The sequence below is a fragment of the Phenylobacterium sp. NIBR 498073 genome (assembly GCF_027286305.1).
Classification (GTDB): Bacteria; Pseudomonadota; Alphaproteobacteria; order Caulobacterales; family Caulobacteraceae; genus Phenylobacterium.
The window spans coordinates 1,529,581-1,552,285 of record NZ_CP114599.1; the positions used below are offsets into that span (position 1 = coordinate 1,529,581).

Here is a 22,705-nt window from a genome sequence, read left to right on the forward strand (position 1 = left end):
GTCGCCGCTATGCGGGGGCGGGGCAGCTCTCAACGGCCCCGCTACGAAGGCGGCCTACGCTTCGACGTAGGCCGCCCTTGGCGCGATCAGTACCGCGACGGGATGACCACCTTCATCACCTCGTAGCCCTTCACGAAGGACGAGAGGACGCGCTTGGGCTCCTCGACCACGTCGATCGACGGGAAGCGCTGAAGGATCTCTTCCCAGAGGATCTTGAGCTGCAACTCGGCCAGGCGGTTGCCCACGCAGCGATGGATGCCGAAGCCGAACGACATGTGGTTGCGGGGCCGCTCGCGGTCGATGATGTAGGCGTTCGGATTGTCGATCACCTCGTCGTCGCGGTTGCCCGAGACGTACCACATGATGACCTTCTCGCCCTTTTTCATCTGCTTGCCCTGGAACTCGAAGTCCCGGGTCAGGGTGCGGCGCATGTGGGCCAGAGGGGTCTGCCAGCGGATGGTCTCCGACACCATCGACGGGATCAGCGACGGGTTGTCGTAGAGCTTCTTCTTCTGGTCGGGGTTCTGGTGCAGGGCCAGAACCGAGCCGGTCATGGTGTTGCGGGTGGTGTCGTTGCCGCCGACGATCAGCAGGATCAGGTTCCCGAGATACTCCATGCGGTCCATGTTCCGCGTGGCCTCTCCATGGGCGAGCATCGAGATCAGATCGCCCTTCGGCGGTTCATTGACCCGTTCGTTCCAGAGCCGCGTGAAGTAGTCCACGCACTCGAACAGCTCCATCTTGCGTTCTTGCTCGGCGACCTCGGGATCGGTGGAGCTGAACAGGCCCGACTCCGGGCCGGCGGTGGCCACGTCCGACCAGCGGGTCAGCTTGCGGCGATCTTCCCAGGGGAAGTCGAACAGCGTGGCCAGCATCTGGGTGGTCAGCTCGATCGAGACCTTGTCGACCCAGTCGAACTCCTCGCCGATCGGCAGGCTGTCGAGCGTGCGCTGGATGCGCTCGCGGATCAGCGGCTCAAGCGCATGCAGGTTGGCCGGCGAGACGATCGGGCTGACGGTCTTGCGCTGGACGTCGTGCTTGGGCGGGTCCATCGCAATGAACATCGGGAGGGTGAAGTCCTCCTTCTGATCGAAGATCGTGATCGACGGCTCGGACGAGAACACCTCGTGATTGGTGTCGATCGCCATGATGTCGTTGTACTTGGTCACCGACCAGTAGGGGCCGTCGTCGTGCAGGCCTTCCTTGTGGTAGTGGACAGGATCCTCCTTCCGGAGGCGCTCGAAGTAGGGCCACATGGTTTCGGAGCGGAACAGCTCCGGGTCGGCCACATTGAACTCATCGAGCGGCAGGGCGTAGGCCTTGGCCCGAGCTTCAGACTTAAGATCGACGGCGCCGTCGCTCATCACATTTCCTCCGAGTCCGGCCTTGAGTGACCGCTGTTCACCTGACAATGGCGCCGGAATGGCTTCAGGGGAAGTTGCTGGCGTGCAACAGAAAATCTGAACTGACAAAACGACCGGTCGTGCGTAAATCCAGGGTTCGCGAACACCTGTTTGAAACCGGAGCGACCATGTCGGCCGACATCCTCTTTAAGCCCTTTGAATTCAAGGGTCTGCGCCTTCCCAACCGTATCGTCATGGCGCCCATGACGCGTTCATTTTCGCCCGGCGGCGTGGCGACCGACGAGGTGGCGCAATATTACAAGCGACGCGCCGCGGCCCAGGTCGGGCTGATCGTTTCGGAAGGCGTGGGCGTCGATCGGCCCGCCTCGCTTAACGACAAGAACGTTCCGCGATTCCATGGCGACAAGGAGCTGGCCGCCTGGAAGCACGTGATCGACGAAGTTCATTCGGTCGGCGGGGTGATGGCGCCGCAGCTCTGGCACGTCGGCAACGTGCGGACCCGCGACCCGGAATGGAACCCGCCCGGCCCCTATGACAGCCCGTCCGGCCTGTCGCGCCCCGGCAAGGAATTCGGCGCGCCGATGACCGACGAAGAGGTCGCCGACGCGATTCGCGCCTTCGCCGAGGCCGCCGCGGCCGCCAAGGCGCTGGGCTTCGAGGCGATCGAGCTGCACGGGGCGCACGGCTACCTGATCGACCAGTTCTTCTGGGAGGGCACCAACCAGCGCGAGGACGCCTATGGCGCCAAGGACCTGCCGGGACGGGCGCGCTTCGCCGCCGACATCCTGAAGGCCGTGCGCAAGGCGGTGGGGCCGGACTATCCGGTGATCATCCGCATCAGCCAGTGGAAGCAGCAGGACTACGACGTGAAGCTGGCCCAAAACCCGGCGGCGCTGGAAGCCTGGCTTGGCGCGCTGGTCGATGCGGGCGCCGACATCCTGCACTGCTCGCAGCGCCGGTTCTGGGAGCCGGAGTTCGAGGGCTTGGACCTGAACTTCGCCGGCTGGGCCAAGAAGCTCACCGGCGTGCCGACGATCACCGTCGGCTCGGTGGGGCTGTCGGGCGAGTTCATCGCCGCCTTTGCGGGCGAGGGCTCCAAGCCGGCGTCGCTGGAGGAGCTTGAGCGCCGGCTGGACCGCGGCGACTTCGACCTGGTCGGCGTGGGCCGCGCGCTGCTGCAGGATCCGGAGTGGGTCGTGAAGATCCGCGAGGGCCGCACGGGCGAGCTCAAGAGCTTCGAGCGCGAGGCTCTGGCGACGCTGTACTAGGGGACCGGTAGATTCTCCCCTGTTGGGGGAGGTGGTCGGCGCATCGCGCCGAGACGGAGGGGGACTGCTCTTAGCTCAAGATTATCAAAGTCCCCCTCAGTCAGCCGTTCGGCTGACGGCTCCCCCAGCGGGGGAGCATTTGATCCTTAGGCGTTGAAGTTCAGCTTCAGGCCGGGACGCGGCCAGGTGGTCTTGTAGAGCTTGCCGGTCGAGGAGGCGGTGATCCAGGCCGTCTTCATGTCAGGGCCGCCGAAGCAGATGTTGGTGGTGATGAAGTCGGGCACCGGATAGTGCTCGACTGTTCCGTTCGGGTCGAACGCGGTGATCCCGCCATTGAGGATGGTCGCCACGCAGACCTTGCCGGAGGCCTCGACCGCCAGGCTGTCGAGGAACTGCACGCCGGGCAGGTTGCAGACCGAACGGCCGGGCGCGAAGCCGGCCGGCGGGGCCAGCACGCCCGGCTCGACGATGTCGAAGGCCCAAAGGCGCCCGAGCTGAGTGTCGGCGAGATAGACAGTCTTCTCGTCCGGAGACAGGCCTACGCCGTTCGGGGCGATCAGGTGGTCGCGCTGGCGGCTGACATGGCTGCCGTCGATCTTGGCGTAGTAGAGCGCGCCGAAGCGGCGGCCATCGGGCGTGCTGGCGCCGTGGTCGGAGAACCAGAAACCGCCCTGCTTGTCGAACACCAGGTCGTTGGGGCCGACAAAGGGGCGCCCGTCGCAAGCGTCGTAGAGCGTCTTCAGCTCGCCGGTGGCGAGGTCGAAGCGCTGGATGTAGCCGCCCTTGTGGGTGTCGGGGGTCGGGCCCGGGATGGTCAGGCCGTCCTGCTGGGGCCAGGTGAACGAGCCGCCGTTATTGGTGATGTAGATCGCCCCGTCCGGGCCGATGGCCGCGCCGTTCGGGCCGCCGCCGGTCTCGACGACCGTCTCCTTGCGCCCGTCCGGATAGACGCGGGTGAGGCGCTGGGCCTTGATCTCGGTGAGGATCACCGAGCCGTCGTTCATGGCGATCGGGCCTTCGGGGAATTCGAAGCCCTCGGCGACAAGCTGCATGTCCATGGTCGCGGTCCCTCCTTGGCTCGCCACTCGCAGCGGTGGCGTTGAGGCCGCGACTATGACCGATCAGCGCCGTTCCAACACCCGAATTTTAAACGCGTGTTCGTCGCCTTCGCCGGCGGGATGAGAGGTGCTGCTGACTTCGGTCCAGCGGCTCTCGTCGATCGGCGAGAGGGTGACGTCGCCGGTCACCTCGGCGTCGACCTCGGTCAGGTAGATGCGCTGGGCGCGGGTCAGGGCCAGTTCGAACAGCGAAGCTCCGCCGATGACGCAGAATTCGTCCACGCCGTCCTCGGCGGCCTGCTCGCGAGCGATCGAGACGGCCTCGCTGAAGTTGTCGCAGACCACGGCGCCCTTGGCCTCGAACGAGCCGTCGCGGGTGAGCACGATGTTGGTGCGGCCGGGCAGCGGCTTCTTGGGCAGGCTCTCCCAGGTCTTGCGGCCCATGATCACCGGCTTGCCCATGGTCACCGCCCGGAAGTTGGCGAGATCGGTCTTAAGCCGCCAGGGCAGGGAGCCGTCCTTGCCGATGACGCCGTTGCGGTCGCGGGCGAGAGGGCCAGCGGTGAGGATCGGGATGCTCATGTCACGCTCATAGCAGAGTCCTGGGATGGGCGACCCAGCCGATTGTCGGCCAGGCCGATCACCGCCCTCAGGCCGGGATGGGCGTCCTCCAGCTCGAGGGTCCCGCCATGCAGCTTGGCGCAGGCCGCCGCGATGGCCAGACCCAGCCCGCCCCCCGGCTTCGAGCGGGCCGTGTCCAGCCGCACGAACCGCTCGCGCACCCGGCCGCGGTGCTCCTGCGCGATGCCGGGGCCGCTGTCGCTGACCACGATGCGGATCAGGCCGGGCGTCTCTTCGAGGGCCAGGCGGACGACCGCGCCCTCGCCGGCATGGTGGGCGGCGTTGTGCAGCAGGTTGCCGACCGCCTGGCGCAGGATCAGTTCATGGCCCTGGACGACCAACGGGCCGCGCGGCTCCGGCGCGACGAAGGTCTGGCCGGCGTCCTCGATCACCGGGGCGAACAGTTCGCCGACCTCGGCGACCAGGGCGGCGAGGTCGAGCGGGGCCATCATGTCGCGTGAGAGCCCGGCTTCGGCGCGGGCGATGTCCATCAGCGCCGAGAGGGTCGAGAGCGCGCGGTCGGCCTCGCCGTGAGCCTGCTCGATGGCGTCGAGGCGGTCTTCCTCGCCGATCTGCGGCTCCAGGGCGCGGGAGAGGTCGGCGCGCATGCGGGTCAGCGGCGAGCGCAGATCGTGGGCGAGGCTGTCGGTGACCGTGCGCATGCCGGTCATCAGCTCCTCGATGCGGTCGAGCATGGCGTTCATGGAGAGGCCGAGCCGGTCGAACACGTCGCCCTTGGGGTGAACCTCGGTGCGGGCCGAGAGGTCGCCGTCGGCGATGCGGCCGGCGGTGACCGCCAGGGTCTCCATGCGCGCCAGCAGCAGGCTGTTGAACCAGATCGCCGCCAGCAGCACCGCGCCGATCGCCGCCAGCAGGGCCGCGGCGGCGCTGGCCAGCAGGGCGCGGCGGAAGGCGATGCGCTCGCCGATGTCCTCATAGACCACCAGGGAGCCGCCCATCGACAGCGGCTGGACCAGCACCCGCCAGGGCGAGCCGCGCCCGTCCTCGACGATGTCCAGCTTGGCCGCGCCGGAGGCCGGCAGCTGTTGGGCCGCCTCCAGGCGCGCGCCGCCGAGCAGCCGCCCGTCCGCGTCGTAGAGCGCGTAGCGGAAGGCGCCGCCCGGATCGGTCTTCTCACGCAGGTCGAGCGCGCGGGCCAGCGGCGCCAGGCCTTCCTCGTGGGCGAAGGCGACGAAGTAGTCGCGCGCGGCCTCGGCGACCTCGCGCTGGCGCTTGCCGATGATCGCTTCGCCGACCCGGTCGATCGTCAGCAGGCCGACCGCCAGGGCCGAGAGCGCCACCGCCAGCAGGACGAAAAACACCGCCCCTGGCCGCAGGCGCGAACCGAGCGGCCTCACGGCTCCTGCGACAGGCGGTAGCCCGTCCCGCGCAGGGTGTGCAGCAGCGGCTGGGCGAACCCCTCGTCGATTTTCTTACGCAGGCGGCTGATGTGGGTGTCGACGACGCTGGTGTGCGGGTCGAACCGATAGTCCCAGACTTGTTCGAGCAGCATGGTGCGGGTGACGACCCGATCCTTGTGCCGCATCAGGTACTCCAGCAGCTTGAATTCGCGCGGCAGCAGATCGAGCGTGCGCCCCTCGCGGCTGACCCGACGCGACAGCAGGTCGATCGAAAGGTCGCCGCAGACCAGCTTGGTCTCGACCTCCGCCCCGGAGCGGCGGCGCATGAGGTTCTCGAGTCGCGCCGACAACTCGGAATAGCCGAAGGGCTTGGTCAGATAGTCGTCGCCGCCGGCCCGCAGGCCCTTCACCCGCTCGTCCAGGTGGCTGAGCGCCGAGAGGATGATGATCGGCGTGGAAATGGAGGCGGCCCGCAGGGCCTTGATGACGCTCAGGCCGTCCATGCCCGGGACCATGCGGTCCATGACGATGGCGTCGAAGCCCTCGCCGCTGGCGGCGTAGAAGCCGTCGCGGCCGTCGGCGACGTGCTCGGCCGTGTAGCCTTCCTCGCGCAGGCCCTTGAGGATGTAGTCGGCCGTTTCGGCGTCGTCCTCGACCAGCAGGATGCGGCGGCTCATGGGCGGCGCTCCGAATTGCTCGGCGACGAGGATGGCGCGGTTTTGACGGGGCTCCAAGACGGTCGGGCGGCCGCGGGAGACCGGCCGCCCGACCAACGCACACTGGCGGAGCTGGGGATCACCCCTTGGCGACGCAGGCCTTCACGAAGGCGGCCTTGTCGCCGGTGTGCGTCTTCTGGCTGTTCCATGCCTTTTCGCACTCGGCCTTCTTGGCGGCCGGAGTCGGCTTGGCGGCCGGGGCCGGCTTGGCGGCCATGGCGGTCTTGGGCGGGGGGGCGGGCGCCGGGGTGGCGGCGAACGCGGCCGAGCCTGCGATCAGGCTGAGGGCGATGGCGGCGGGGGCGATGAGATGGCGCATAAGGCTCTCCTAGAGAATGTCGGCCGGATCCTTCCGGACGAGGAGAGCAGACACCGCAGGGCCCTCAGCCCCCGGTCGGCGAACTCGCAAGTTTGTAAGGTTAGACCGCGATCGGGGCTTCGATCTTGTCGTGGGCCTTGTAGCCGCGGAGCTTGAAGTCCTCGAACTCGAAGGCGAAGAGATCTCGCTTGTCGGCGATCTCCATGACCGGCAGCGGCAAAGGCTGGCGGGCGAGCTGCTCGCGGGCCTGGTCGAGGTGGTTCAGGTAGAGGTGCGCATCGCCCAGGGTATGCACGAACTCGCCGGGCTGCAGGCCGGTCACCTTGGCGACCATCATGGTCAGCAGGGCGTAGGAGGCGATGTTGAACGGCACGCCGAGAAACACGTCGGCCGAGCGCTGGTAGAGCTGGCAGGAGAGCTTTCCGTCAGCCACGAAGAACTGGAACAGGCAGTGGCAGGGCGGCAGCGCCATGTCGTCGACGTCGGCCGGGTTCCAGGCCGAGACGATGTGGCGGCGCGAGTTGGGCATGGTCTTCAGCCCCTCGACGACATTTGCGATCTGGTCGATCACCCGGCCGTCCGGCGCGGTCCACGAGCGCCACTGCTTGCCATAGACGGGGCCGAGTTCGCCGCTTTCGTCCGCCCATTCGTCCCAGATGCTGACGCCGCGCTCCTGCAGCCACTTCACGTTGGTGTCGCCGCGCAGGAACCAGAGCAGTTCCAGGATGATCGACTTGCGGTGCAGCTTCTTTGTGGTCAGCAGCGGGAAGCCCTTGGCCAGGTCGAAGCGCATCTGGCGGCCGAAGACGCCGAGCGTGCCGGTGCCGGTGCGGTCGCCGCGCTGGACGCCGTTATCCAGGATGTCCTGGAGCAGGTCGAGGTACTGCCGCTCGGGATGATCGGCGGCAGCTTCGGCGATGGCGACGTGGGCGTTCATCAGGCGGGACCGCTGGCTGTTCGGAACGTGATTCGGTGATGATTCGGTCTCGGCGTGAACGCCCCAAAGGGGAGTTCGTCCACAGCTGGACGGCAAAACCCAGATATCGCAGATTGTCTAGAGAAACCCCATGGTTGCGCTGTCGCCCGGCGCGCCGGCTTCAGGACCTGCTCGATGTTCGCTTCGCTCGCCTTCGCCGCGGTGCTGGCCGCTTCCGGCGCCGCTCCCGAAACCCCGTCGCCGCCCCCGCAGGCGGCCGCGACGCCTGCGGCTCCAGCCCCCGCGCCCGCCGCGGCCCCGGACAAGGCCAAGGAAGAAAAGCTCGTCTGCAAATACGAGATGGAGACCGGCAGCCGGTTCTCCAAGAAGGTCTGCATGACCTCGACGCAGGCCAAGGCCCGCCGCGACGAGGCCCGCAAGGCGGTGTCCGACATTCAGGCCAACTCCGCGATCGCTCCGGGCGTCGGGCCCTAGGCTCCTTGGATTTGGAGCATTTTCCTCGCCGAACCGGCGCCCGCTTCGGCGGAAAATGTCCTAGCCCGCGAAGCCGCCGTCGCTCAGGAACGCCAGCTCCTCGGTGGTGCTGACCCGCCCGAGGCAGGCGTTGCGGTGGGGGAAGCGGCCGAACCGGACGATGATCTCGCGGTGCAGGTCGGCCCAGCGCAGCGATTCCGCATCGCCGGCGTCGTCCTTCAGGCGGGTGAACAGGCGCACCGCCTCGTCCTGGTCGGCGAGATCCTCCGAATGCTCGAAGGGCAGGTAGAAAAACTGCCGCAGGCCCGCCTCGGTCGCGCGGTCGTGGCCTGAGGCGAGGGCGTTGCGGGCGACGTGGCGCGCCTTGGGGTCGGTGGCGAAGGCGTGGCCCGAGCCGCGGTAGAGATTGCGCGGGAACTGGTCGAGCAGGAGCAGCAGCGCCAGCGACCCCTCGGCCGAGGCCATCCAGCCGTCGTACTCGCCGCGGGCGGCGGCATGGTGCACGGGTTCGAAGCGGAGCGCGATCGCCTGGTCGAACTTGGTGCTCTTGGCGAACCACTTCTGGGGGCCGGCCGCCGTCCAGAAGCCGACCACGTCCTTGGGTGTCGCCGCCATTCATCGCCCTCCAGTCTGGATAGTCTATGTCCGACAGCGGCGGTTTCGGTTCAAGGGCATGCGTGCGCATTCAGTTTTTCCGGCGAAACGCCGCATCGCAGCGAGCTTCCCTTGACCTGCGCGCAAAATTCCCCTCCATAGCCCGGCCTTTGCTGCGGCGCCGTTGCGCGGAACCGTGGCTACCTTCGACTTCAGGAGAATGATCATGCGCGTCTACTATGACCGCGACGCCGACCTCGCCCGCATCCTGGACAAGAAGATCGCGATCGTAGGCTATGGCAGCCAAGGTCGCGCCCACGCGCTCAACCTTAAGGACTCCGGCGTCAAGGACGTCGTGGTAGCCCTGCGTCCGGGTTCGGCCACCGCCAAGAAGGTGGAAGCCGACGGCCTGAAGGTGATGACCGTCGCTGACGCCTCGGCCTGGGCCGACGCCATCATGGTGCTGGCGCCCGACGAACTGCAGCGCGGCATCTACGCCAACGAAATCGCCCCGAACATCAAGGACGGCGCGGCGCTGCTGTTCGCGCACGGCCTGAACGTGCACTTCAACCTGATCGAGCCCAAGGACACCATCGACGTGCTGATGGTCGCGCCGAAGGGCCCGGGTCACACCGTGCGCGGCGAGTACCAGAAGGGCGGCGGCGTGCCGTGCCTGATCGCCATCCACCACAACGCCACGGGCAACGCTCTCGACCTCGGCCTGGCCTACGCCTCGGCTATCGGCGGCGGCCGCTCGGGCGTGATCGAGACGACCTTCCGTGAAGAGTGCGAGACCGATCTGTTCGGCGAACAGGCCGTGCTCTGCGGCGGCCTGGTGGAACTGATCCGCGCCGGCTTCGAGACCCTGGTCGAGGCGGGCTACGCGCCCGAAATGGCCTACTTCGAGTGCCTGCACGAGGTGAAGCTGATCGTGGACCTGATCTACGAAGGCGGCATCTCGAACATGAACTACTCGATCTCTAACACGGCCGAGTACGGCGAGTACGTCACCGGCCCGCGCATGGTCACCCCGGAGACCAAGGCCGAGATGAAGCGCGTGCTGGAAGACATCCAGTCGGGCCGCTTCGTTCGCGACTTCATGCTGGAGAACGAGGCCGGCCAGCCGAGCCTGAAGGCGACCCGTCGCCGGGCTTCCGAGCATCAGATCGAAGACGTCGGCCAGCGCCTGCGCGCCATGATGCCGTGGATCACCAAGAACAAGCTGGTCGACACCGCCCGCAACTAAGGGCGCTGAACGCAGCGGAACATCGGAAGGCCCGGGTGCAAGCCCGGGCCTTTTGCTTTAGGCGCCGAAGCGGGTGACGTAGCGCTCGGTAAGGACCGCGGTGGCGTCCATCCGCTGACGGTCGGGGCCCATCAGTTCCAGATGGACGTGGTCGGTCATGCCGCCCGGATAGCGGGCCTGCAGGCCGTGGGCCGCGCCGATGTCCTGGCCCAGGCGGACCACGTCGCCCTCGGCGACGCTGGGGTCGATGTAGAACACCCGCGCCACGTAGCTGATCGCCGGATTGGTGATCTCGACGAACTTCAGGTGCTTGTCGTCGGCGTAGGCCATGCCGACCTTGGTGACGTAGCCGGAAATCGGCGCGGCGACCGGCTGGCCGGCCTGGGCGATGAAGTCGACGCCCTCGTGCTGGCGCGCGCCGCCGTCGCGGGAGGCGCCGAACGCCCCGAAGCCGTAGGCGTCGTGGGTGCGCGGGGCCTGGCCGGTCGGATTGACGAAGTCGGCCGCGCCGTCGCCGTCGACGTCCTTGCCCTGCCACGCCAGAACCTTCTCGCCGTTCGCCGGCGGGGCGACGGGCTCAAGCGCCAGGGCCAGCGGCTTGGTCCCATGGGCGCTGGTGAAATTGGCGCGGGCGGCGGCATGGGCGCCGGCCTGGAGGAAGCCTGCGGCGAGGACGGCGGCGCCCAGGGTCAGCCAGGTCTGCGTCATCCAGATCTGGAACTTGTCGGCGGCAGGCGTCGTCGTGGCGCGGAGCATGCGTCTGTTGTTTCCTCTTCCGGCGGCTGATCGGCGCGGGACGCTGGGCCTAGCTTCGCCCCTGGCGGTCCATATGGAGACTCGCGCCGGGCTGCAGCATGTGACCGGGTGTCGCTGGTCTATTTCCGCAAGGTCACGGTTGCGTGAGGCTGGGCGACGCGCCCCTGAGATGTGTTACAGAAGGGCCGCGAGTTGTTCGCAGTATCGCCCCGATGTCGGCGCGAGGGAGTGGGCGGAGCGTCCGCTTCGATCTGACCCGTTCGAGCGTTGCGTTTCAGATGTTCTGATCGCGGCCAGAGAAAGTCTCAAATACTGTTTGTAGAATTGAAATCTATACAAGGGCGTGCCCGCAAAGTGGCGGGGTGCGCGCGATGAGTCGTCTGATCGTCGTGTCCAATCGGGTGCAGCCGCCCGGCGACGGCGGCGAGGGGGCGGTCGGCGGCCTGGCCATGGCGCTGGCGGCGGCGCTGCGCGAGCACAGCGGCGTCTGGTTCGGCTGGAGCGGCCAGACGGTCGAGGAGTATTCCGGCCAGATCGCCGTCCAGAAGGTCGGCGGCGTCACCGTGGCGACGGTGGATCTCGAGGAGCAGGACCGCCAGGAATACTACAACGGCTACGCCAACCGGACGCTGTGGCCGTTGTTCCACTACCGGGTCGATCTCAGCGCCTATGAGCGGTCGTTCAGCGAGGGCTATGGGCGGGTCAATGCGCGCTTCGCCGATGCGCTGACCCCGCTGATCGGCCCAGACGACCTGATCTGGATCCACGACTATCACCTGATCCCGCTGGCCCAGGAACTGCGGCGACGCGGGGTGCGCAACCGCATCGGCTTCTTCCTGCACATCCCCTGGCCGGCGCGGCGGCTGCTGCTCACCCTGCCGGACCACGAGGCGCTGGTGGAGGCGCTGTTCGCCTATGACCTGCTGGGGTTCCAGACCGAAGATTCAGCCAGCGCCTTCCGCGACTATGTGATCTCCGAAGCCGGCGGCCGGGTCGACGACCAGGGCGTGGCCCATGCCTTCGGGCGCTCGGCGCGGGTCGGGGCGTTTCCGATCGGACTGGACGTCGAGAGCTTCGAGGCCGCAGCGTCCGGCGAGGTCGCCAAGGCCGAGTTCGAGCGGATGCAGGTCAGCCTCAACGGCCGGGCGATGATCGTCGGGGTGGATCGCCTGGACTACTCCAAGGGCCTGGAGGAGCGGTTCCTGGCCTACGAGCAGGTGCTGGCCGATCGTGAGGAACTGCGCGAGCAGGTGTTCCTGCTGCAGATCGCGACGCCGAGCCGCGAGGAGGTCGACGCCTATCAGGAAATCCGTGCGCGTCTGGACGCGGTGACTGGCCGCATCAACGGGGCCTTCGCGACCATCGACTGGGTGCCGATCCGCTATGTGAACCGCGGCTATCGCCGCGATGAGCTGGCGGGGGTTTACCGCGCCGCGAAGATCGGTCTGGTGACGCCGTTGCGGGACGGGATGAACCTGGTCGCCAAGGAGTATGTCGCCGCCCAGGATCCAGCCGATCCGGGCGTGTTGGTGCTGTCGCAGTTCGCCGGGGCCAGCGAGCAGATGGGGCAGGCGCTGATCGTCAACCCATTCAATCGCGAGGAGGTGGCTGAGGCCATCGTGCGGGGCCTGGCCATGGAGCGGGCCGAGCGGGTCGAGCGCTGGAGCGCCCTGATGGACGACCTGCGGCGGACCGACGTGTCGGCCTGGCGTGACGCCTATGTCGCGGCGCTGGCCGGCGACTAGACCGGCCATATCCCCTGATGGAGGACCACGCGGTAGCCGTCGGGGTCCTCGTAGGTGACGCCCTCACGATCCCAGTACGGATTGAACGAGTCCACCGGGCGGTGGCCGCGCCGCTGCATGACCCCGATCATCCGACTCCAGGCACGGGCGTCGGGCATGTAGACCACCAGCAGGTTGTCGGGCGTCGGCGCACGGCCGGCGGACCGGCCGTGGGCGTGGGTGAACTCCAGGTGATAGGGCGCGCCCGGAAAGCCGAGGATCGCGCCGTCGAACCCGTCATGGCCGGAAAAGCGGGTGAGCTCGGGAAAGCCCAGGCCGTCACGATAGAAGGCGACGACGGCGTCCATCTGATCGGTCGGCCGCACCACGCGCAGAACGCACCCGGCCAGCGGCGGTCGTTCGAGAGTGATCGGCGACATTGCGGCCTCCTGATTTGGAAAGGTTATGCTTTCCTAAAATGACCGACTAATTTTGTAAACTATGGGCTTTGCAAAAAGCGATGGCCTGCGAGGTCATCGACGCCGGCGGCGCGGCCGGTCACGCTGGACCGATGACCGACGCCTCGACCGGACTGCATCCCCTCGACGACGCCGTCCGCCTGGAGCCGACGGGGCCTGGCGCCTACCGCGACGCGACCTCGGCCGCCTACTGGAACATGGCTGGGCCGTTCGGCGGGACGACCGCGGCGATCCTGATGAAGGCCGTGCTTGATCATCCGCAGCGACGCGGGCGGCCAGTGGCCCAGACCGTCAATTTCTGCGCGGCGGTGGCCGAAGGCGCGTTCGACGTGAGCGTGCGGCTGGTGCGTGACGGGCGCTCGACCCAGCACTGGCAGGTGGAGATGCTGCAGGCCGCCCAAAGCCCGGTGCTCGACACCGCCGACCGGTCCGGTTGGCGCGGCCGCTACGAGTTCCGCTTCGAGGGCGGGGAGCCGGTCGCCGGGACGGCGAGCCCGCAGACGCCCGGGGGCGGCCTGTCGCACAGCTGGGTGCGGGACGAGCCGCCGCGGCCGTTGGATTACGCGTCGTTGGCGGCGATCTGCGACACCTTCGTGGTCAAGATCCTGCAGGTGCGCGGCGACATCCCGCCGGTCGCGACGCTCTCGCTGTCGAGCTGCTTCATGGCCGACGAGGCGGCGCTGGCCCGCCAGGGCGCGCGCCCGGTGCTGGGCGTGGCCGAGGCCCGCGTCTTCCGCCACGGGTTCAACGACCAGAGCGCCGGGATCTGGTCCGACGACGGCGTGCTGCTGACCATCTCGCACCAGGTGGTGTGGTTCAAGGGCTAGCTCCAGCCAAGGGCGGCCTCGCCTCGCAGGATAGCTTCGGCCTCGTCGGTGTGCTTGGCGCCTTCGCGCGGATGCAGGATGAGCGCGGGCAGTAGCTGCAGCGGCGCCTTGCCGGTCTTGAGCGCGCGGACCAGCACGCGCTTGGCCGGCGCGTCGACGTGGGAGTGGATCGGCCTGATCAGGAACGAACCGGCCTTGGGCGCGAGCAGGGTCAGGATGTCGGCCAGGCGGTCGGCCCGGTGGATCAGGGTGATGGAGCCGCCCTCCCGCACCGCCTTCAGCAGAAAGCCGGTCCAGGCGGCCAGGCCGCCGTCGGCCATCCAGGCGCCGGTCTTCTCGGGCGCCGGCGCGCGCAGGACGCCTGGATCGTCGAAGAACGGCGGGTTGGCCATGACCGCGTCAAACGGCGCCAGGCCAAGCTGCTTAAAGGGCAGGGCGACGTCGCCCTCCAGGATTTCGACTCGGGCCTGCAGGCCGTTGGCCTCAACGTTGCGGCGGGCGAGGGCGGCGGCGGCCGGATCGCGCTCCACGCCGACGAAGCCGGCGCCCGGGCGGCGGCTCGCCGCAGCCAGCAGAGCCCCGCCGGCGCCGCAGCCGGCCTCCAGCACCCGCGCGCCGTCGGCGGCGTCGCAGGCGGCCGCCAGCAGGGCCGCATCCATACCCGCGCGGTATCCCCTTACACCCTGGCGTAGCAGCACTCGCCCGCCGAGCAGGCGGTCTTCTGAATTTGCTGGGTCTGTCAGGTCTGACACTGGTTCCATTTGCGCTCGGAGACGGCTAAGCCCGCCTTGACCCTGGTCTATCCCGTGACCATTGTCGCCCGCAAACGCCGGCCCCCCTGTGCGGGGCGCCGAACGCCTTGGAGTTTCGGTATTTTGGACGCCGCCAGCGCCGCGATCGCCCGCGAAAAACCCGTCTCGATCGACGGGCTCCTGGAGCTCGCGAAGCCCGACATGGCCAAGGTCGACGCCCTGATCCGTGATCGCATGCAGAGCCCCGTTTCGGTGATCCCGGCCCTGGCGGAGCACCTGATCGGCGGGTCGGCCAAGCGCCTGCGGCCGCTGCTGACCATCGCCGCCGCGCGGGTGGCCGGGGCCCAGGACGACGCCTGCCTGAAGCTGGCCGCGGCGGTCGAGTTCATCCACACCGCCACCCTGTTGCACGACGACGTGGTCGACTCCTCGCAGCTGCGCCGCGGCAAGGTCGCCGCGCATCTGATCTGGGGCGCGCCGGCCAGCGTGCTGGTGGGCGACTTCCTGTTCGCGCGCGCCTTCGAGTTGATGGTCGAGGCGGGCTCGATGCAGGCGCTGGAGATCCTGGCCCGTGCGAGCCGGGTGATCGCCGAGGGCGAGGTGCTGCAGCTGACCCGCGCCCACGACCTGAACCTGTCGCAGGATCTCTATCTGGAGATCATCAAGGCCAAGACGGCCGAGCTGTTCGCCGCCGCCGCCGAGGCCGGCGCAGTGTCGGCCGGCGCCAGCCCGGAAGGCTGCGAGGCGCTGCGCAGGTTCGGCCAGGACCTGGGCCTGGCCTTCCAGCTGGTCGACGACGCGCTCGACTACAGCGGCGACGCCGCCACCCTGGGCAAGAACGCCGGCGACGACTTCCGGGAAGGCAAGGCGACGCTGCCGCTGCTGCTGGCCATCGCCAAGACCGGCGCGGCCGAGAAGCCGTTCTGGGATCGCACGGTCGGCCGCCGTGAGCAGACCGACGAGGACTTCGAGCGGGCCCGCGGCCTGGTCGCCTCGACCGGCGCCGACGCCGCCACCCTGGCCCTGGCCGGCGACTACGCCGCGACCGCCAAGGCGCAGCTGGCCGATTTCGCGTCGAGCAACAGCTGGCGCTCGGCGCTGGAGGACCTGGCCGACTTCGCGGTTCAGCGGAAGTCGTAGGCTCAGAAGCCGGTAAAGAGACTGTCGAGTACGCGGCGTATGGCGTCTTCGTGTTCGCGAAGACTGCTGACGGGCCTTTGCAGGTGACGCGTTTCGATGACGGCCAGTTCGCCGATCAGAACAATGTAGCCGCCGTCCCCGACGCGCACGTCGATGCTGGTCTCGGTGAAGGCCGAGCGGCGGTCGTGCGGAATCATAGGGGCGACCAGCGTCGTGTTTGACACGAACAGGTGCGACTGGACGACGACCACAAATGGAATCCGCTCACGCGAGCGTGACGATGGATTCGGATAGACGTCGAACTGCTTCAAAACCTACCAGGTCCGCAGGTCTTCGCCGAAGATCCCGACCGCGTCGATGCGCTCGCGCTGCGCCTTGATCGCTTCGGCGTTCTCTTCGGCCCAGCGGCGGGCCTTCTCTTCGTCGCTCAGCGCCTGCTCGACGGCGAAGTCCGGCGCGCCGTCTTCGGCGACGCCGCGCGGCGGCAAGGCGTGCCGGAGCGCGTCTTCGACAAGCCCAGCAATGTCCAGCCCACGCTCACGGGCCTGCTCCAGAAGCGCTTCGTCGACCTCGATATTCAGTTCGGCCTTGCCCATCGACGGAGGCTAACCCGGAAAGGCGCCTCCGTCACGCAAGGGGCCTGGATCAGCCGGGGCTGATCATCTTTTCTGGGCGCACCAGGGCGTCGAACTCTTCGTTGGTCACGTAGCCGCCGCCGACGGCTTCCTCGCGCAGGGTGGTGCCGTTCTTGTGAGCCGTCTTGGCGATCTTGGCGGCGTTGTCGTAGCCGATCTTGCCGTTAAGGGCGGTGACCAGCATCAGTGAGCGCTCGAGCGCGGCCTTGATGTTGTCTTCGCGGGCTTCGATGCCGACCACGCAGTTGTCGGTGAACGAGATCGCCGCGTCGGCCAGCAGGCGGCAGGACTGCAGGAAGTTGTAGGCCATCACCGGGTTGAAGACGTTCAGCTCGAAGTGGCCCGAGGCGCCGGCGAAGGTCAGCGTGGCGTTGTTGCCGAACACCTGGGTGCAGACCATGGTCAGGGCCTCGCACTGGGTCGGGTTGACCTTGCCCGGCATGATCGACGAGCCGGGCTCGTTTTCCGGCAGGGCCAGTTCGCCGAGGCCCGAACGCGGGCCGGAACCCAGGAAGCGGATGTCGTTGGCGATCTTGAACAGCGAGCCGGCCATGGTGTTGATCGCGCCGTGGCTGAAGACCATGGCGTCGTGGGCGGCCAGGGCCTCGAACTTGTTCGGGGCGGTCACGAACGGCAGGTGGGTGATGTCGGCGATCTTTTTGGCGACCAGTTCGGCGAAGCCGACCGGGGCGTTGAGGCCGGTGCCGACCGCGGTGCCGCCCTGGGCCAGTTCATAGAGGCCGGCCAGGGTGTCCTTGATCCGGCGCACGCCGTTGGCGACCTGTTGCGAGTAGCCGGAAAATTCCTGGCCCAGCGTCAGCGGCGTGGCGTCCTGGGTGTGGGTGCGGCCGATCTTGATGATGTGGTCGAAGGCCTTGACCTTGACCTTCAGCGCCGCGTGCAGGTGCTCAAGCGCCGGCATCAGTTCCTTGGCGACCTGCTCGGCGCAGGCGACGTGCATGGCCGTCGGATAGGTGTCGTTGGACGACTGGCTCATGTTGACATGGTCGTTCGGGTGCACCGGGCTCTTGGAGCCCATGACCCCGCCCAGCATCTCGATGGCGCGGTTCGAGATCACCTCGTTGGCGTTCATGTTCGACTGGGTGCCGGACCCGGTCTGCCAGACCACCAGCGGGAAGTGGTCGTCGAGCTTGCCGTCGATGACCTCCTGGGCGGCCGCGACGATAGCCGCACCGATCTTCGGGTCGAGCTTGCCGAGCTCCATGTTGGCTTCCGCGGCGGCGCGCTTGACGATGCCCAGGGCGCGGATCACGGACTTGGGCTGGCGTTCCCAACCGATCTTGAAGTTGCCGATCGAGCGTTGCGACTGCGCGCCCCAATAGACGTTGGTCGCGACCTCGATGGGTCCGAAGGTGTCGGTCTCGGTGCGGGTCGCGGTCATGATGTCTTCAGCTCCGGTGAGTTCGCAGCGCCGGTTTAGCGAACGCGCGCGAGACTGCAAGGCGCGCAGGCCCTAAGGAAGGGCATGGACGGCGATTGGATATCCCACGGAAAGGTGCGCGCCCGCGAGAGCGAGGGCGCCGTCGAGGTCGTGGTCGACGGCCTGACCACCCAGACCAAGTACTACAAGCCGCTGGTCTATGAGTTCTTCCGGAAGGCCTGGCGCGGTTCGCGGCCGAGCTGGGGCGAGTTCGGCGTCGACATCGTCATGGAGTATGTCGGCGACCCGCCGTGGATCGACCTCGACAACCTGGCCAAGGCGATCCTGGACGCGATCAAGGGGTACACCTTCCACGACGACGCCCAGGTGGCGCGGCTGCTGGTGGAGCGGCGGGCCGGCGAGCGCGAGCAGATCACGGTCACCGTGCGCAAGCTGTCGGACGTCAATCTCCTGGGCGCGGCCTACCGGCGCTGAAAACGAAAGCGGCCGCGCCCTTGCGAGGCGCGGCCGCGGTTCGCTGACCCCGGAGGGGTTCTACTGGGTCAGCGGTACTGCTGCAGACGGGTCGTGCGCAGGCCGGCGAGGCCATGGCGATCGATCGACTTTTGCCAGGCGAGGAATTCCTCGTTGGTCAGGGAGTAGCGCTCGCAGGCTTCGTCGAGCGTCAGCAGTCCGCCGCGCACGGCGGCGACCACTTCGGCCTTGCGACGGATCACCCACCGGCCAGTGTCCGGCGGCGGCAGATCCTTGATCGTCAGGGGCGCACCCGTCGGACCAATGACGTACGCCTCGCCGCGGCTGTTCGTGCGCGTCTGCTGTTGTTGCAACATGGCTTTACGCCTTTCCGACCATCACTGTTCGGGAAGAATGTAACGAGTGGGACATAACGGGCGGTGAATCACGATAGTAAACAATTCCTTGCTCATGATTCGCCGTTGTCCGTTTTTGGTACAGTCTAAGTTATCGAGTGATGTTGAGAGTTGTTAACGGGAAATATTACCTCTTAATATTGATCAACTCCTCAAGCATCTGATCGGCGGTCGTGATGATCTTCGAAGATGCAGAATAGGCTTTCTGGGTCGTGATCAGTCCAGTGAACTCGGCCGACAGGTCGACGGTCGAAGCTTCCAACGTGCCCGGAGCAATTTCACCGGCGCCGCCGATGCCCGGCTGCTTGATCACGAACTCGCCCGAAGGGATCGTCGGGCGGTAAGCATTGCCGCTGACCGGGGCCAGGCCGTCAGGATTGGCGAAGCTGGCCAGGCCGATCTTGGCGATCTTTCGGACTTCCGAGTTGTCGAAGATCGCGGACACGACGCCGTCTTCGCTGACCTCGACGCCGACCACGTTGCCGACGTTGGCGCCGTCAGAATTGGCCGAGTTCAGGGTCGAGGGCGAGGCGTACTGGGTGACCTTGCTCCAATCGAGGGCGATGTCCGAAGCCTCGACGCCGAGGCTGTCGGCCCAGCGGGGCGATCCCGCGGTTCCCGAGGCGCCGAGGTTCAGGGTGGCGGTCGGGCCAAACAGGGTGGTGTCGACGTGAGCGAGGTCGAGCTGACCGTCGGCGGTGAACATGACGTTGCCCGACGCGATCAGACCGTTGGTGGTCCCATCGTCGATATCGGTGGCGGGGACGGCGTACATTTCCGCCTTCCACATGTTCGGCGTCGAGTCGTCTTTAATGAAGGCCACGGCGACCTTGTGAGTGGCGCCCACCGAGTCGATGACGTTCATCTCGAAGGTGAAATCGGGCTGCACGCCGGTCGCCGGATCCTGGGTGAGGGCCCACTCGGCCATCGCGCCGGGGCCGAGCGTCGTGTAGCTCGTGTTCTTGGTCGCGTCGGCGGTCAGGCTCTTATTGAGGTTGGCGTTGACCACGACGTTGCTGGTCGCGCGGACCGCGGCGCCCAGGTTCTTGACGTTGATCGACTGCATCATGTTCAGGTCGGACGGGTTCGTGTTGAACGTGCCGTCGTCCTGCACCGGCCAGCCCTGCAGGTAGAGCTTGGCGTCGTTGACCAGATAGCCGTCGGCGTCGACGCTGAACGAGCCCGAACGGGTGAAGACCCGCTCGTCGTTCGCGGTCAGGGTTCCGCCCTTGGTTGCGACGACGAAGAAGCCGTCGCCCGAAATGCCGAGGTCGGTCGGCGAGGTCGCCGACTGGATCAGGCCCTGCTGGCTGATGAACTGGCGGGTGACCGCCTGAACGCCGCCGGCCGAGTAGCGGCCCTTGACCGCCTGGGCGGTCACAACGTTGGCGAAGTTCACCTGGTTGCGCTTGTAGGCGGTGGTGTTGACGTTGGCGATGTTGTCGGAGATCGCCGCGAGGGCCGAGGAGTTGGTGATCAGCCCGGAAACGCCGGAGAGCATGGCGCTGTTGATGCTCATGGGTGTCTACCTTTCTATGCGAATGGGGTGAGGGCGCGCGCTCAGGTGGCGGCCTGTTCGGACGGCGGGTTGTCGCTGTCCGAGTTGTCGGGGTTCGTATCGGCGGCGGCCGTCTGCTGGGGCGCCTCGGCGATCGAGGTGACCTTTTCCCAGCCGATCTGCACGCCGTTGATGGTGATCAGGGTCTTGCCGTCGGTCTGTTCGACGCCGGTGACGACGCCCTTGATGAAGTTGGTGACGCCGACAGTCGCGCCCGCCGAGTCCTTGGCGGTGATGCGCAGGGTGTAGGTGTCGCCGTTCGGCAGCTGGGCGCCGGTGCGGTCCTTGCCGTTCCACGAATAGGTGTGGTCGCCGGCCTTGAGGTCGTCGCCGCTGGCCTTCTCGACCTGGACGACCTTGCCGAGGCTGTTGACCACCTCGATGGTCACCTCTGTCGCCTCCCGGTCGAGCTTGTAGGACCAGTCGGCCTTGCCGGCTGAGAGCTTGGCTTCGTTGTGCAGGGCGCGGACCTCGCGACCCAGCAGGCTGACCGAGGTCTGGATGCCCGAGCCGGTGTTGGTCACGAGCTTTTCGAGCAGATCGTTGGTCAGCAGCTGCTGTTCCACGCCGGTCATCTGGACCAGCTGCTGGGTGAACTGGGTCGAGTCCATTGGTGACAGCGGATCCTGGTTTTTGATCTGCGCGGTCAGGAGGTTCATGAACGTCTCGTAGCTGTCGGCCAGGCGCGTGCGCCCGGTGCTCGAGGCGCTGGCGTTGCCGGCCGCTGCGGTCGCGTCGATCGCCATGGCGGTCTCCCTAGATCCGAATATCCACGCCGGTCGCGGACCGGCGGGCGTATTGAAGGGCGGCGACGGCCGCGGTCTCGGCCGCCTCGCCGGCGGTGCCGAGCACCGCCTGGAAGGCCCGGCCGCGCGAGGCTCCGTCGTTCTGCTGTTGCTGCTGGCCCAGGCCGCGGCCGTCGTTGCCGCGCTCGCCGTTGACGTCGAAGGACAGGCCGCCGGTCAGGTCGAAGCCGGCCTGCTCGAGGGCGCGCTGCAGCTCGTGCGAACGGGCGCGCACCTCGGCGGCGGCCTGCGGCGAGTCGAACGACATCGCCGCGGTCATCTTGCCGCTGGCGGCGATTTCGACCGAGACGCTGACATGGCCGAGACCGGCCGGGGTCAGCTCAACGTCGAATTTCGTGGCCCGGCCTTCCAGCTTCTTGCTGATCTGGGCGGTCAGGTTGGCGATGGTCTCGGAGGTGGTGACGCGGCCCGGGGCGGCCTGGCCGCCGACATGGGCGTGGGCGGCGGGAGCTGCATGGGCGGGAAGCTGGACGTCCGGCGCGTCGGCGGCGGCGGCCGGTTCGCTCTTGGCGTCCTTGGGGGCGGGCGGGGCGAGTTCGGTCTCGAGCGAGGCGGCGGCCTTGCCGGCGTCGCCGGCGCTGGCCGCAGCGGTCACCGCATTGGGCGACACGACGCCGTCGGCCGTCGGAGCGGGGGCGGCGGCGTGGGCGACGTCGCCGCGACGGCGAGCGTTGTCGGCGTGGCGCGCCGGGCGGGCCGCCTGTTGCGGCTCCTGCGGCTTGACCTCGTCGGCGATGGCCGGGGTGGCGGCCTCGGCCTGGGCGAGCTGGGCTTGCGGCGCGTCGGTCGCCGCAGCCGCGACGGCCGCCTGGGGCGCCGGAGTCGGCTGCGCGGCTTGGGTTTGAGGCGCCGGAACCGCAGGGCCGTTCGACTTGGGCTTGGTCTGCGGCTCAGCGGCGACGGCGGGCTTGGCCTGGGGCGTGACGGCCGCGAGCGTCTCGGCCGTTACCGGCGTCGGCTGAGCGAGGTCGGGAGAGGCCGCTGCCGGCGCATCGGTCTGGACCTTCGACGCGGCGACGGGCGCTGCATCCGCGGCCGCGAGCGGCGCGAAGGCGGCGGCCGGAGCCGTGGGCGTCGGGGCGGGCGGCTCGCCGGATACCTCGCCGTCGGCGGCGATCGGCGCCTGGGGTTGCGGCTGGGGGACGACCTGCGGGGCGATGAGCAGGGCGGCCATGGTCATGGCGTCGGGCGCGGCGGCGGTCGTCGGCGCTTCAGGCTCCGCCTCGCCGGCGGGGGCCAGCTCGCCGTCGGGAGACTCGGACGTCGCGGCGTCGGTGGGAGGCGCGAATAGGCCCGCCGTGGCGCCGGCGCCGGCGGCGGTCTGATCTGTCGGCCCGAAGAACGCGGCCAGCAGCGCCTCGAAACCGCCCAGCGCGCCCTGGCCGCCGTTGGTGGCGGCGGAGGGCCCGGCGATCGGGCTCGTCATCGGCAAATTGAACAGTGGCGCTGTCATGGCTTCCGGTGAATCCGCCCGGCGCGTGTCCGGGCTTATCGATGGGAGCGCTTCTGCGCCGCGTACATTCGGCGTTCTCCGAGCAACCTTTGCGCCAACTGCGCAGAGCATTGATAAATATACGGAAATGTCACTTCCGATGGGGCGGCGAGGTGGTCGGCGTGGCGTTTTTTGCCGGGCCGAAGCTGCGCGATGGGTCGTCCCTGCCGCCCTGGTCGCGGGAGGTCGCGTGGCATGGGGCGGCGGGGCGCTGCAGAACTGGCGCCGGTCTTGCGCCGGATCATGGCGGTTCGGCGGGCCTCAAAGCGAGGTTCGTTGAAAAGATTGGATTTTTGCATGGCCCACG

General features: G+C 67.9%; 25 protein-coding genes. 7 read left to right on the forward strand and 18 right to left on the reverse strand.

Annotated elements, in window-relative coordinates; all coding sequences use genetic code 11:
* Nucleotides 1–86: 86 nt before the first annotated feature.
* Entirely contained in the window at nt 87–1,364 is a 1,278-nt protein-coding gene (locus O4N75_RS07740) for a cytochrome P450 (RefSeq protein ID WP_269628777.1), read from the reverse strand.
* A gap of 167 nt (nt 1,365–1,531) precedes the next feature.
* Here O4N75_RS07740 and O4N75_RS07745 point away from each other — a divergent pair, with 167 nt between their 5' ends.
* Complete coding sequence (locus O4N75_RS07745) at nt 1,532–2,632, forward strand: NADH:flavin oxidoreductase (protein WP_269628778.1); 1,101 nt, start codon at nt 1,532–1,534, stop codon at nt 2,630–2,632.
* A gap of 146 nt (nt 2,633–2,778) precedes the next feature.
* Here the strand turns inward: O4N75_RS07745 and O4N75_RS07750 are convergent, their stop codons facing one another.
* The 6 genes from O4N75_RS07750 to O4N75_RS07775 all read right to left on the reverse strand — a co-directional run bounded on the left by O4N75_RS07750 (nt 2,779) and on the right by O4N75_RS07775 (nt 7,644).
* Complete coding sequence (locus O4N75_RS07750) at nt 2,779–3,690, reverse strand: SMP-30/gluconolactonase/LRE family protein (protein WP_269628779.1); 912 nt, start codon at nt 3,688–3,690, stop codon at nt 2,779–2,781.
* Nucleotides 3,691–3,753: 63 nt separating this feature from the next.
* Nucleotides 3,754–4,272 (reverse strand): dihydrofolate reductase, encoded by a 519-nt coding sequence (locus O4N75_RS07755; RefSeq protein WP_269628780.1) that lies wholly within the window; start codon nt 4,270–4,272, stop codon nt 3,754–3,756.
* The gene (locus O4N75_RS07760) at nt 4,269–5,669 is read right to left on the reverse strand and encodes a HAMP domain-containing sensor histidine kinase (protein ID WP_269628781.1); all 1,401 of its coding nucleotides are present in this window, start codon (nt 5,667–5,669) and stop codon (nt 4,269–4,271) included. Before O4N75_RS07760 ends, O4N75_RS07755 begins: the two co-directional genes overlap by 4 nt.
* Complete coding sequence (locus O4N75_RS07765) at nt 5,666–6,349, reverse strand: response regulator transcription factor (protein ID WP_269628782.1); 684 nt, start codon at nt 6,347–6,349, stop codon at nt 5,666–5,668. Before O4N75_RS07765 ends, O4N75_RS07760 begins: the two co-directional genes overlap by 4 nt.
* Before the next feature lie 118 nt (nt 6,350–6,467).
* Nucleotides 6,468–6,707 carry a hypothetical protein gene (locus tag O4N75_RS07770; protein WP_269628783.1) on the reverse strand — a complete coding sequence of 80 codons (240 nt, stop codon included), beginning with the start codon at nt 6,705–6,707 and terminating at the stop codon, nt 6,468–6,470.
* 100 nt (nt 6,708–6,807) lie between these two features.
* Nucleotides 6,808–7,644: a thymidylate synthase gene (locus tag O4N75_RS07775; RefSeq protein WP_269628784.1), complete on the reverse strand. Its 837-nt coding sequence runs from the start codon at nt 7,642–7,644 to the stop codon at nt 6,808–6,810.
* Nucleotides 7,645–7,818: 174 nt separating this feature from the next.
* Here O4N75_RS07775 and O4N75_RS07780 point away from each other — a divergent pair, with 174 nt between their 5' ends.
* Nucleotides 7,819–8,118: a hypothetical protein gene (locus tag O4N75_RS07780; RefSeq protein WP_269628785.1), complete on the forward strand. Its 300-nt coding sequence runs from the start codon at nt 7,819–7,821 to the stop codon at nt 8,116–8,118.
* Nucleotides 8,119–8,178: 60 nt separating this feature from the next.
* On the opposite strand, the gene O4N75_RS07785 is transcribed toward O4N75_RS07780, so the two are convergent.
* Nucleotides 8,179–8,733: a DUF924 family protein gene (locus O4N75_RS07785; RefSeq protein ID WP_269628786.1), complete on the reverse strand. Its 555-nt coding sequence runs from the start codon at nt 8,731–8,733 to the stop codon at nt 8,179–8,181.
* Between the two features lie 205 nt (nt 8,734–8,938).
* Here O4N75_RS07785 and ilvC point away from each other — a divergent pair, with 205 nt between their 5' ends.
* Nucleotides 8,939–9,958 (forward strand): ketol-acid reductoisomerase, encoded by a 1,020-nt coding sequence (gene ilvC / locus O4N75_RS07790; RefSeq protein WP_267233578.1) that lies wholly within the window; start codon nt 8,939–8,941, stop codon nt 9,956–9,958.
* 57 nt (nt 9,959–10,015) lie between these two features.
* Here ilvC and O4N75_RS07795 read toward each other — a convergent pair whose 3' ends face one another.
* The gene (locus O4N75_RS07795) at nt 10,016–10,714 is read right to left on the reverse strand and encodes a peptidoglycan DD-metalloendopeptidase family protein (RefSeq protein ID WP_269628787.1); all 699 of its coding nucleotides are present in this window, start codon (nt 10,712–10,714) and stop codon (nt 10,016–10,018) included.
* Between the two features lie 371 nt (nt 10,715–11,085).
* On the opposite strand from O4N75_RS07795, the gene otsA reads away from it, so the two are divergent.
* A complete protein-coding gene (otsA, locus tag O4N75_RS07800) occupies nt 11,086–12,459 on the forward strand; it encodes an alpha,alpha-trehalose-phosphate synthase (UDP-forming) (protein ID WP_269628788.1) in 1,374 nt (457 codons plus the stop codon).
* Here the strand turns inward: otsA and O4N75_RS07805 are convergent.
* Nucleotides 12,456–12,878 carry a VOC family protein gene (locus O4N75_RS07805; RefSeq protein WP_269628789.1) on the reverse strand — a complete coding sequence of 141 codons (423 nt, stop codon included), beginning with the start codon at nt 12,876–12,878 and terminating at the stop codon, nt 12,456–12,458. The genes otsA and O4N75_RS07805 overlap by 4 nt on opposite strands.
* 80 nt (nt 12,879–12,958) lie before the next feature.
* On the opposite strand from O4N75_RS07805, the gene O4N75_RS07810 reads away from it, so the two are divergent.
* Nucleotides 12,959–13,744: a thioesterase family protein gene (locus O4N75_RS07810; RefSeq protein ID WP_269628790.1), complete on the forward strand. Its 786-nt coding sequence runs from the start codon at nt 12,959–12,961 to the stop codon at nt 13,742–13,744.
* On the opposite strand, the gene O4N75_RS07815 is transcribed toward O4N75_RS07810, so the two are convergent.
* A complete protein-coding gene (locus tag O4N75_RS07815; RefSeq protein WP_269628791.1) occupies nt 13,741–14,505 on the reverse strand; it encodes a methyltransferase in 765 nt (254 codons plus the stop codon). The two genes, O4N75_RS07810 and O4N75_RS07815, sit on opposite strands and share 4 nt — an antisense overlap.
* Nucleotides 14,506–14,619: 114 nt before the next feature.
* Here O4N75_RS07815 and O4N75_RS07820 point away from each other — a divergent pair, with 114 nt between their 5' ends.
* Complete coding sequence (locus tag O4N75_RS07820; RefSeq protein ID WP_269628792.1) at nt 14,620–15,636, forward strand: polyprenyl synthetase family protein; 1,017 nt, start codon at nt 14,620–14,622, stop codon at nt 15,634–15,636.
* A gap of 2 nt (nt 15,637–15,638) precedes the next feature.
* Here the strand turns inward: O4N75_RS07820 and O4N75_RS07825 are convergent, their stop codons facing one another.
* From O4N75_RS07825 to fumC, 3 genes are read right to left on the reverse strand one after another with little or no spacing between them, the layout of a single operon-like run.
* Nucleotides 15,639–15,947 (reverse strand): CcdB family protein, encoded by a 309-nt coding sequence (locus O4N75_RS07825; RefSeq protein WP_269628793.1) that lies wholly within the window; start codon nt 15,945–15,947, stop codon nt 15,639–15,641.
* Nucleotides 15,948–15,950: 3 nt separating this feature from the next.
* A complete protein-coding gene (locus O4N75_RS07830; protein ID WP_269628794.1) occupies nt 15,951–16,232 on the reverse strand; it encodes a type II toxin-antitoxin system CcdA family antitoxin in 282 nt (93 codons plus the stop codon).
* A gap of 49 nt (nt 16,233–16,281) precedes the next feature.
* Nucleotides 16,282–17,673, reverse strand: a complete 1,392-nt coding sequence (fumC, locus tag O4N75_RS07835; protein WP_269628795.1) for a class II fumarate hydratase — start codon at nt 17,671–17,673, stop codon at nt 16,282–16,284.
* 84 nt (nt 17,674–17,757) lie between these two features.
* Between fumC and O4N75_RS07840 the strand changes: the two genes are divergently transcribed.
* Nucleotides 17,758–18,147, forward strand: coding sequence for a RusA family crossover junction endodeoxyribonuclease (locus O4N75_RS07840; protein WP_269628796.1), 390 nt, complete (start codon nt 17,758–17,760; stop codon nt 18,145–18,147).
* A gap of 68 nt (nt 18,148–18,215) precedes the next feature.
* Here the strand turns inward: O4N75_RS07840 and O4N75_RS07845 are convergent, their stop codons facing one another.
* The 4 genes from O4N75_RS07845 to O4N75_RS07860 form a co-directional block, all read right to left on the reverse strand.
* Complete coding sequence (locus O4N75_RS07845) at nt 18,216–18,503, reverse strand: DUF1153 domain-containing protein (protein WP_267233343.1); 288 nt, start codon at nt 18,501–18,503, stop codon at nt 18,216–18,218.
* 166 nt (nt 18,504–18,669) lie between these two features.
* On the reverse strand, nt 18,670–20,061 hold the full coding sequence (locus tag O4N75_RS07850) for a flagellar hook protein FlgE (RefSeq protein ID WP_269628797.1): 1,392 nt from the start codon (nt 20,059–20,061) through the stop codon (nt 18,670–18,672).
* A gap of 41 nt (nt 20,062–20,102) precedes the next feature.
* Nucleotides 20,103–20,846 carry a flagellar hook assembly protein FlgD gene (locus tag O4N75_RS07855; protein WP_269628798.1) on the reverse strand — a complete coding sequence of 248 codons (744 nt, stop codon included), beginning with the start codon at nt 20,844–20,846 and terminating at the stop codon, nt 20,103–20,105.
* Nucleotides 20,847–20,856: 10 nt separating this feature from the next.
* Nucleotides 20,857–22,332 (reverse strand): flagellar hook-length control protein FliK, encoded by a 1,476-nt coding sequence (locus tag O4N75_RS07860; protein ID WP_269628799.1) that lies wholly within the window; start codon nt 22,330–22,332, stop codon nt 20,857–20,859.
* Nucleotides 22,333–22,705 lie beyond the last annotated feature (373 nt).

Coding starts and splice junctions, on each gene's coding strand:
- O4N75_RS07845 (WP_267233343.1), bottom strand. CDS start 18,503: ATGTTGCAACAACAGCAGACGCGCACGAACAGCCGCGGCGAGGCGTAC.
- O4N75_RS07775 (WP_269628784.1), bottom strand. CDS start 7,644: ATGAACGCCCACGTCGCCATCGCCGAAGCTGCCGCCGATCATCCCGAG.
- O4N75_RS07810 (WP_269628790.1), top strand. CDS start 12,959: ATGGCCTGCGAGGTCATCGACGCCGGCGGCGCGGCCGGTCACGCTGGA.
- O4N75_RS07855 (WP_269628798.1), bottom strand. CDS start 20,846: ATGGCGATCGACGCGACCGCAGCGGCCGGCAACGCCAGCGCCTCGAGC.
- O4N75_RS07795 (WP_269628787.1), bottom strand. CDS start 10,714: ATGCTCCGCGCCACGACGACGCCTGCCGCCGACAAGTTCCAGATCTGG.
- O4N75_RS07815 (WP_269628791.1), bottom strand. CDS start 14,505: ATGGAACCAGTGTCAGACCTGACAGACCCAGCAAATTCAGAAGACCGC.
- otsA (WP_269628788.1), top strand. CDS start 11,086: ATGAGTCGTCTGATCGTCGTGTCCAATCGGGTGCAGCCGCCCGGCGAC.
- O4N75_RS07770 (WP_269628783.1), bottom strand. CDS start 6,707: ATGCGCCATCTCATCGCCCCCGCCGCCATCGCCCTCAGCCTGATCGCA.
- O4N75_RS07840 (WP_269628796.1), top strand. CDS start 17,758: ATGGACGGCGATTGGATATCCCACGGAAAGGTGCGCGCCCGCGAGAGC.
- O4N75_RS07860 (WP_269628799.1), bottom strand. CDS start 22,332: ATGACGAGCCCGATCGCCGGGCCCTCCGCCGCCACCAACGGCGGCCAG.
- O4N75_RS07850 (WP_269628797.1), bottom strand. CDS start 20,061: ATGAGCATCAACAGCGCCATGCTCTCCGGCGTTTCCGGGCTGATCACC.
- O4N75_RS07765 (WP_269628782.1), bottom strand. CDS start 6,349: ATGAGCCGCCGCATCCTGCTGGTCGAGGACGACGCCGAAACGGCCGAC.
- O4N75_RS07740 (WP_269628777.1), bottom strand. CDS start 1,364: ATGAGCGACGGCGCCGTCGATCTTAAGTCTGAAGCTCGGGCCAAGGCC.
- O4N75_RS07805 (WP_269628789.1), bottom strand. CDS start 12,878: ATGTCGCCGATCACTCTCGAACGACCGCCGCTGGCCGGGTGCGTTCTG.
- O4N75_RS07830 (WP_269628794.1), bottom strand. CDS start 16,232: ATGGGCAAGGCCGAACTGAATATCGAGGTCGACGAAGCGCTTCTGGAG.
- O4N75_RS07755 (WP_269628780.1), bottom strand. CDS start 4,272: ATGAGCATCCCGATCCTCACCGCTGGCCCTCTCGCCCGCGACCGCAAC.
- ilvC (WP_267233578.1), top strand. CDS start 8,939: ATGCGCGTCTACTATGACCGCGACGCCGACCTCGCCCGCATCCTGGAC.
- O4N75_RS07780 (WP_269628785.1), top strand. CDS start 7,819: ATGTTCGCTTCGCTCGCCTTCGCCGCGGTGCTGGCCGCTTCCGGCGCC.
- O4N75_RS07745 (WP_269628778.1), top strand. CDS start 1,532: ATGTCGGCCGACATCCTCTTTAAGCCCTTTGAATTCAAGGGTCTGCGC.
- O4N75_RS07750 (WP_269628779.1), bottom strand. CDS start 3,690: ATGGACATGCAGCTTGTCGCCGAGGGCTTCGAATTCCCCGAAGGCCCG.
- fumC (WP_269628795.1), bottom strand. CDS start 17,673: ATGACCGCGACCCGCACCGAGACCGACACCTTCGGACCCATCGAGGTC.
- O4N75_RS07785 (WP_269628786.1), bottom strand. CDS start 8,733: ATGGCGGCGACACCCAAGGACGTGGTCGGCTTCTGGACGGCGGCCGGC.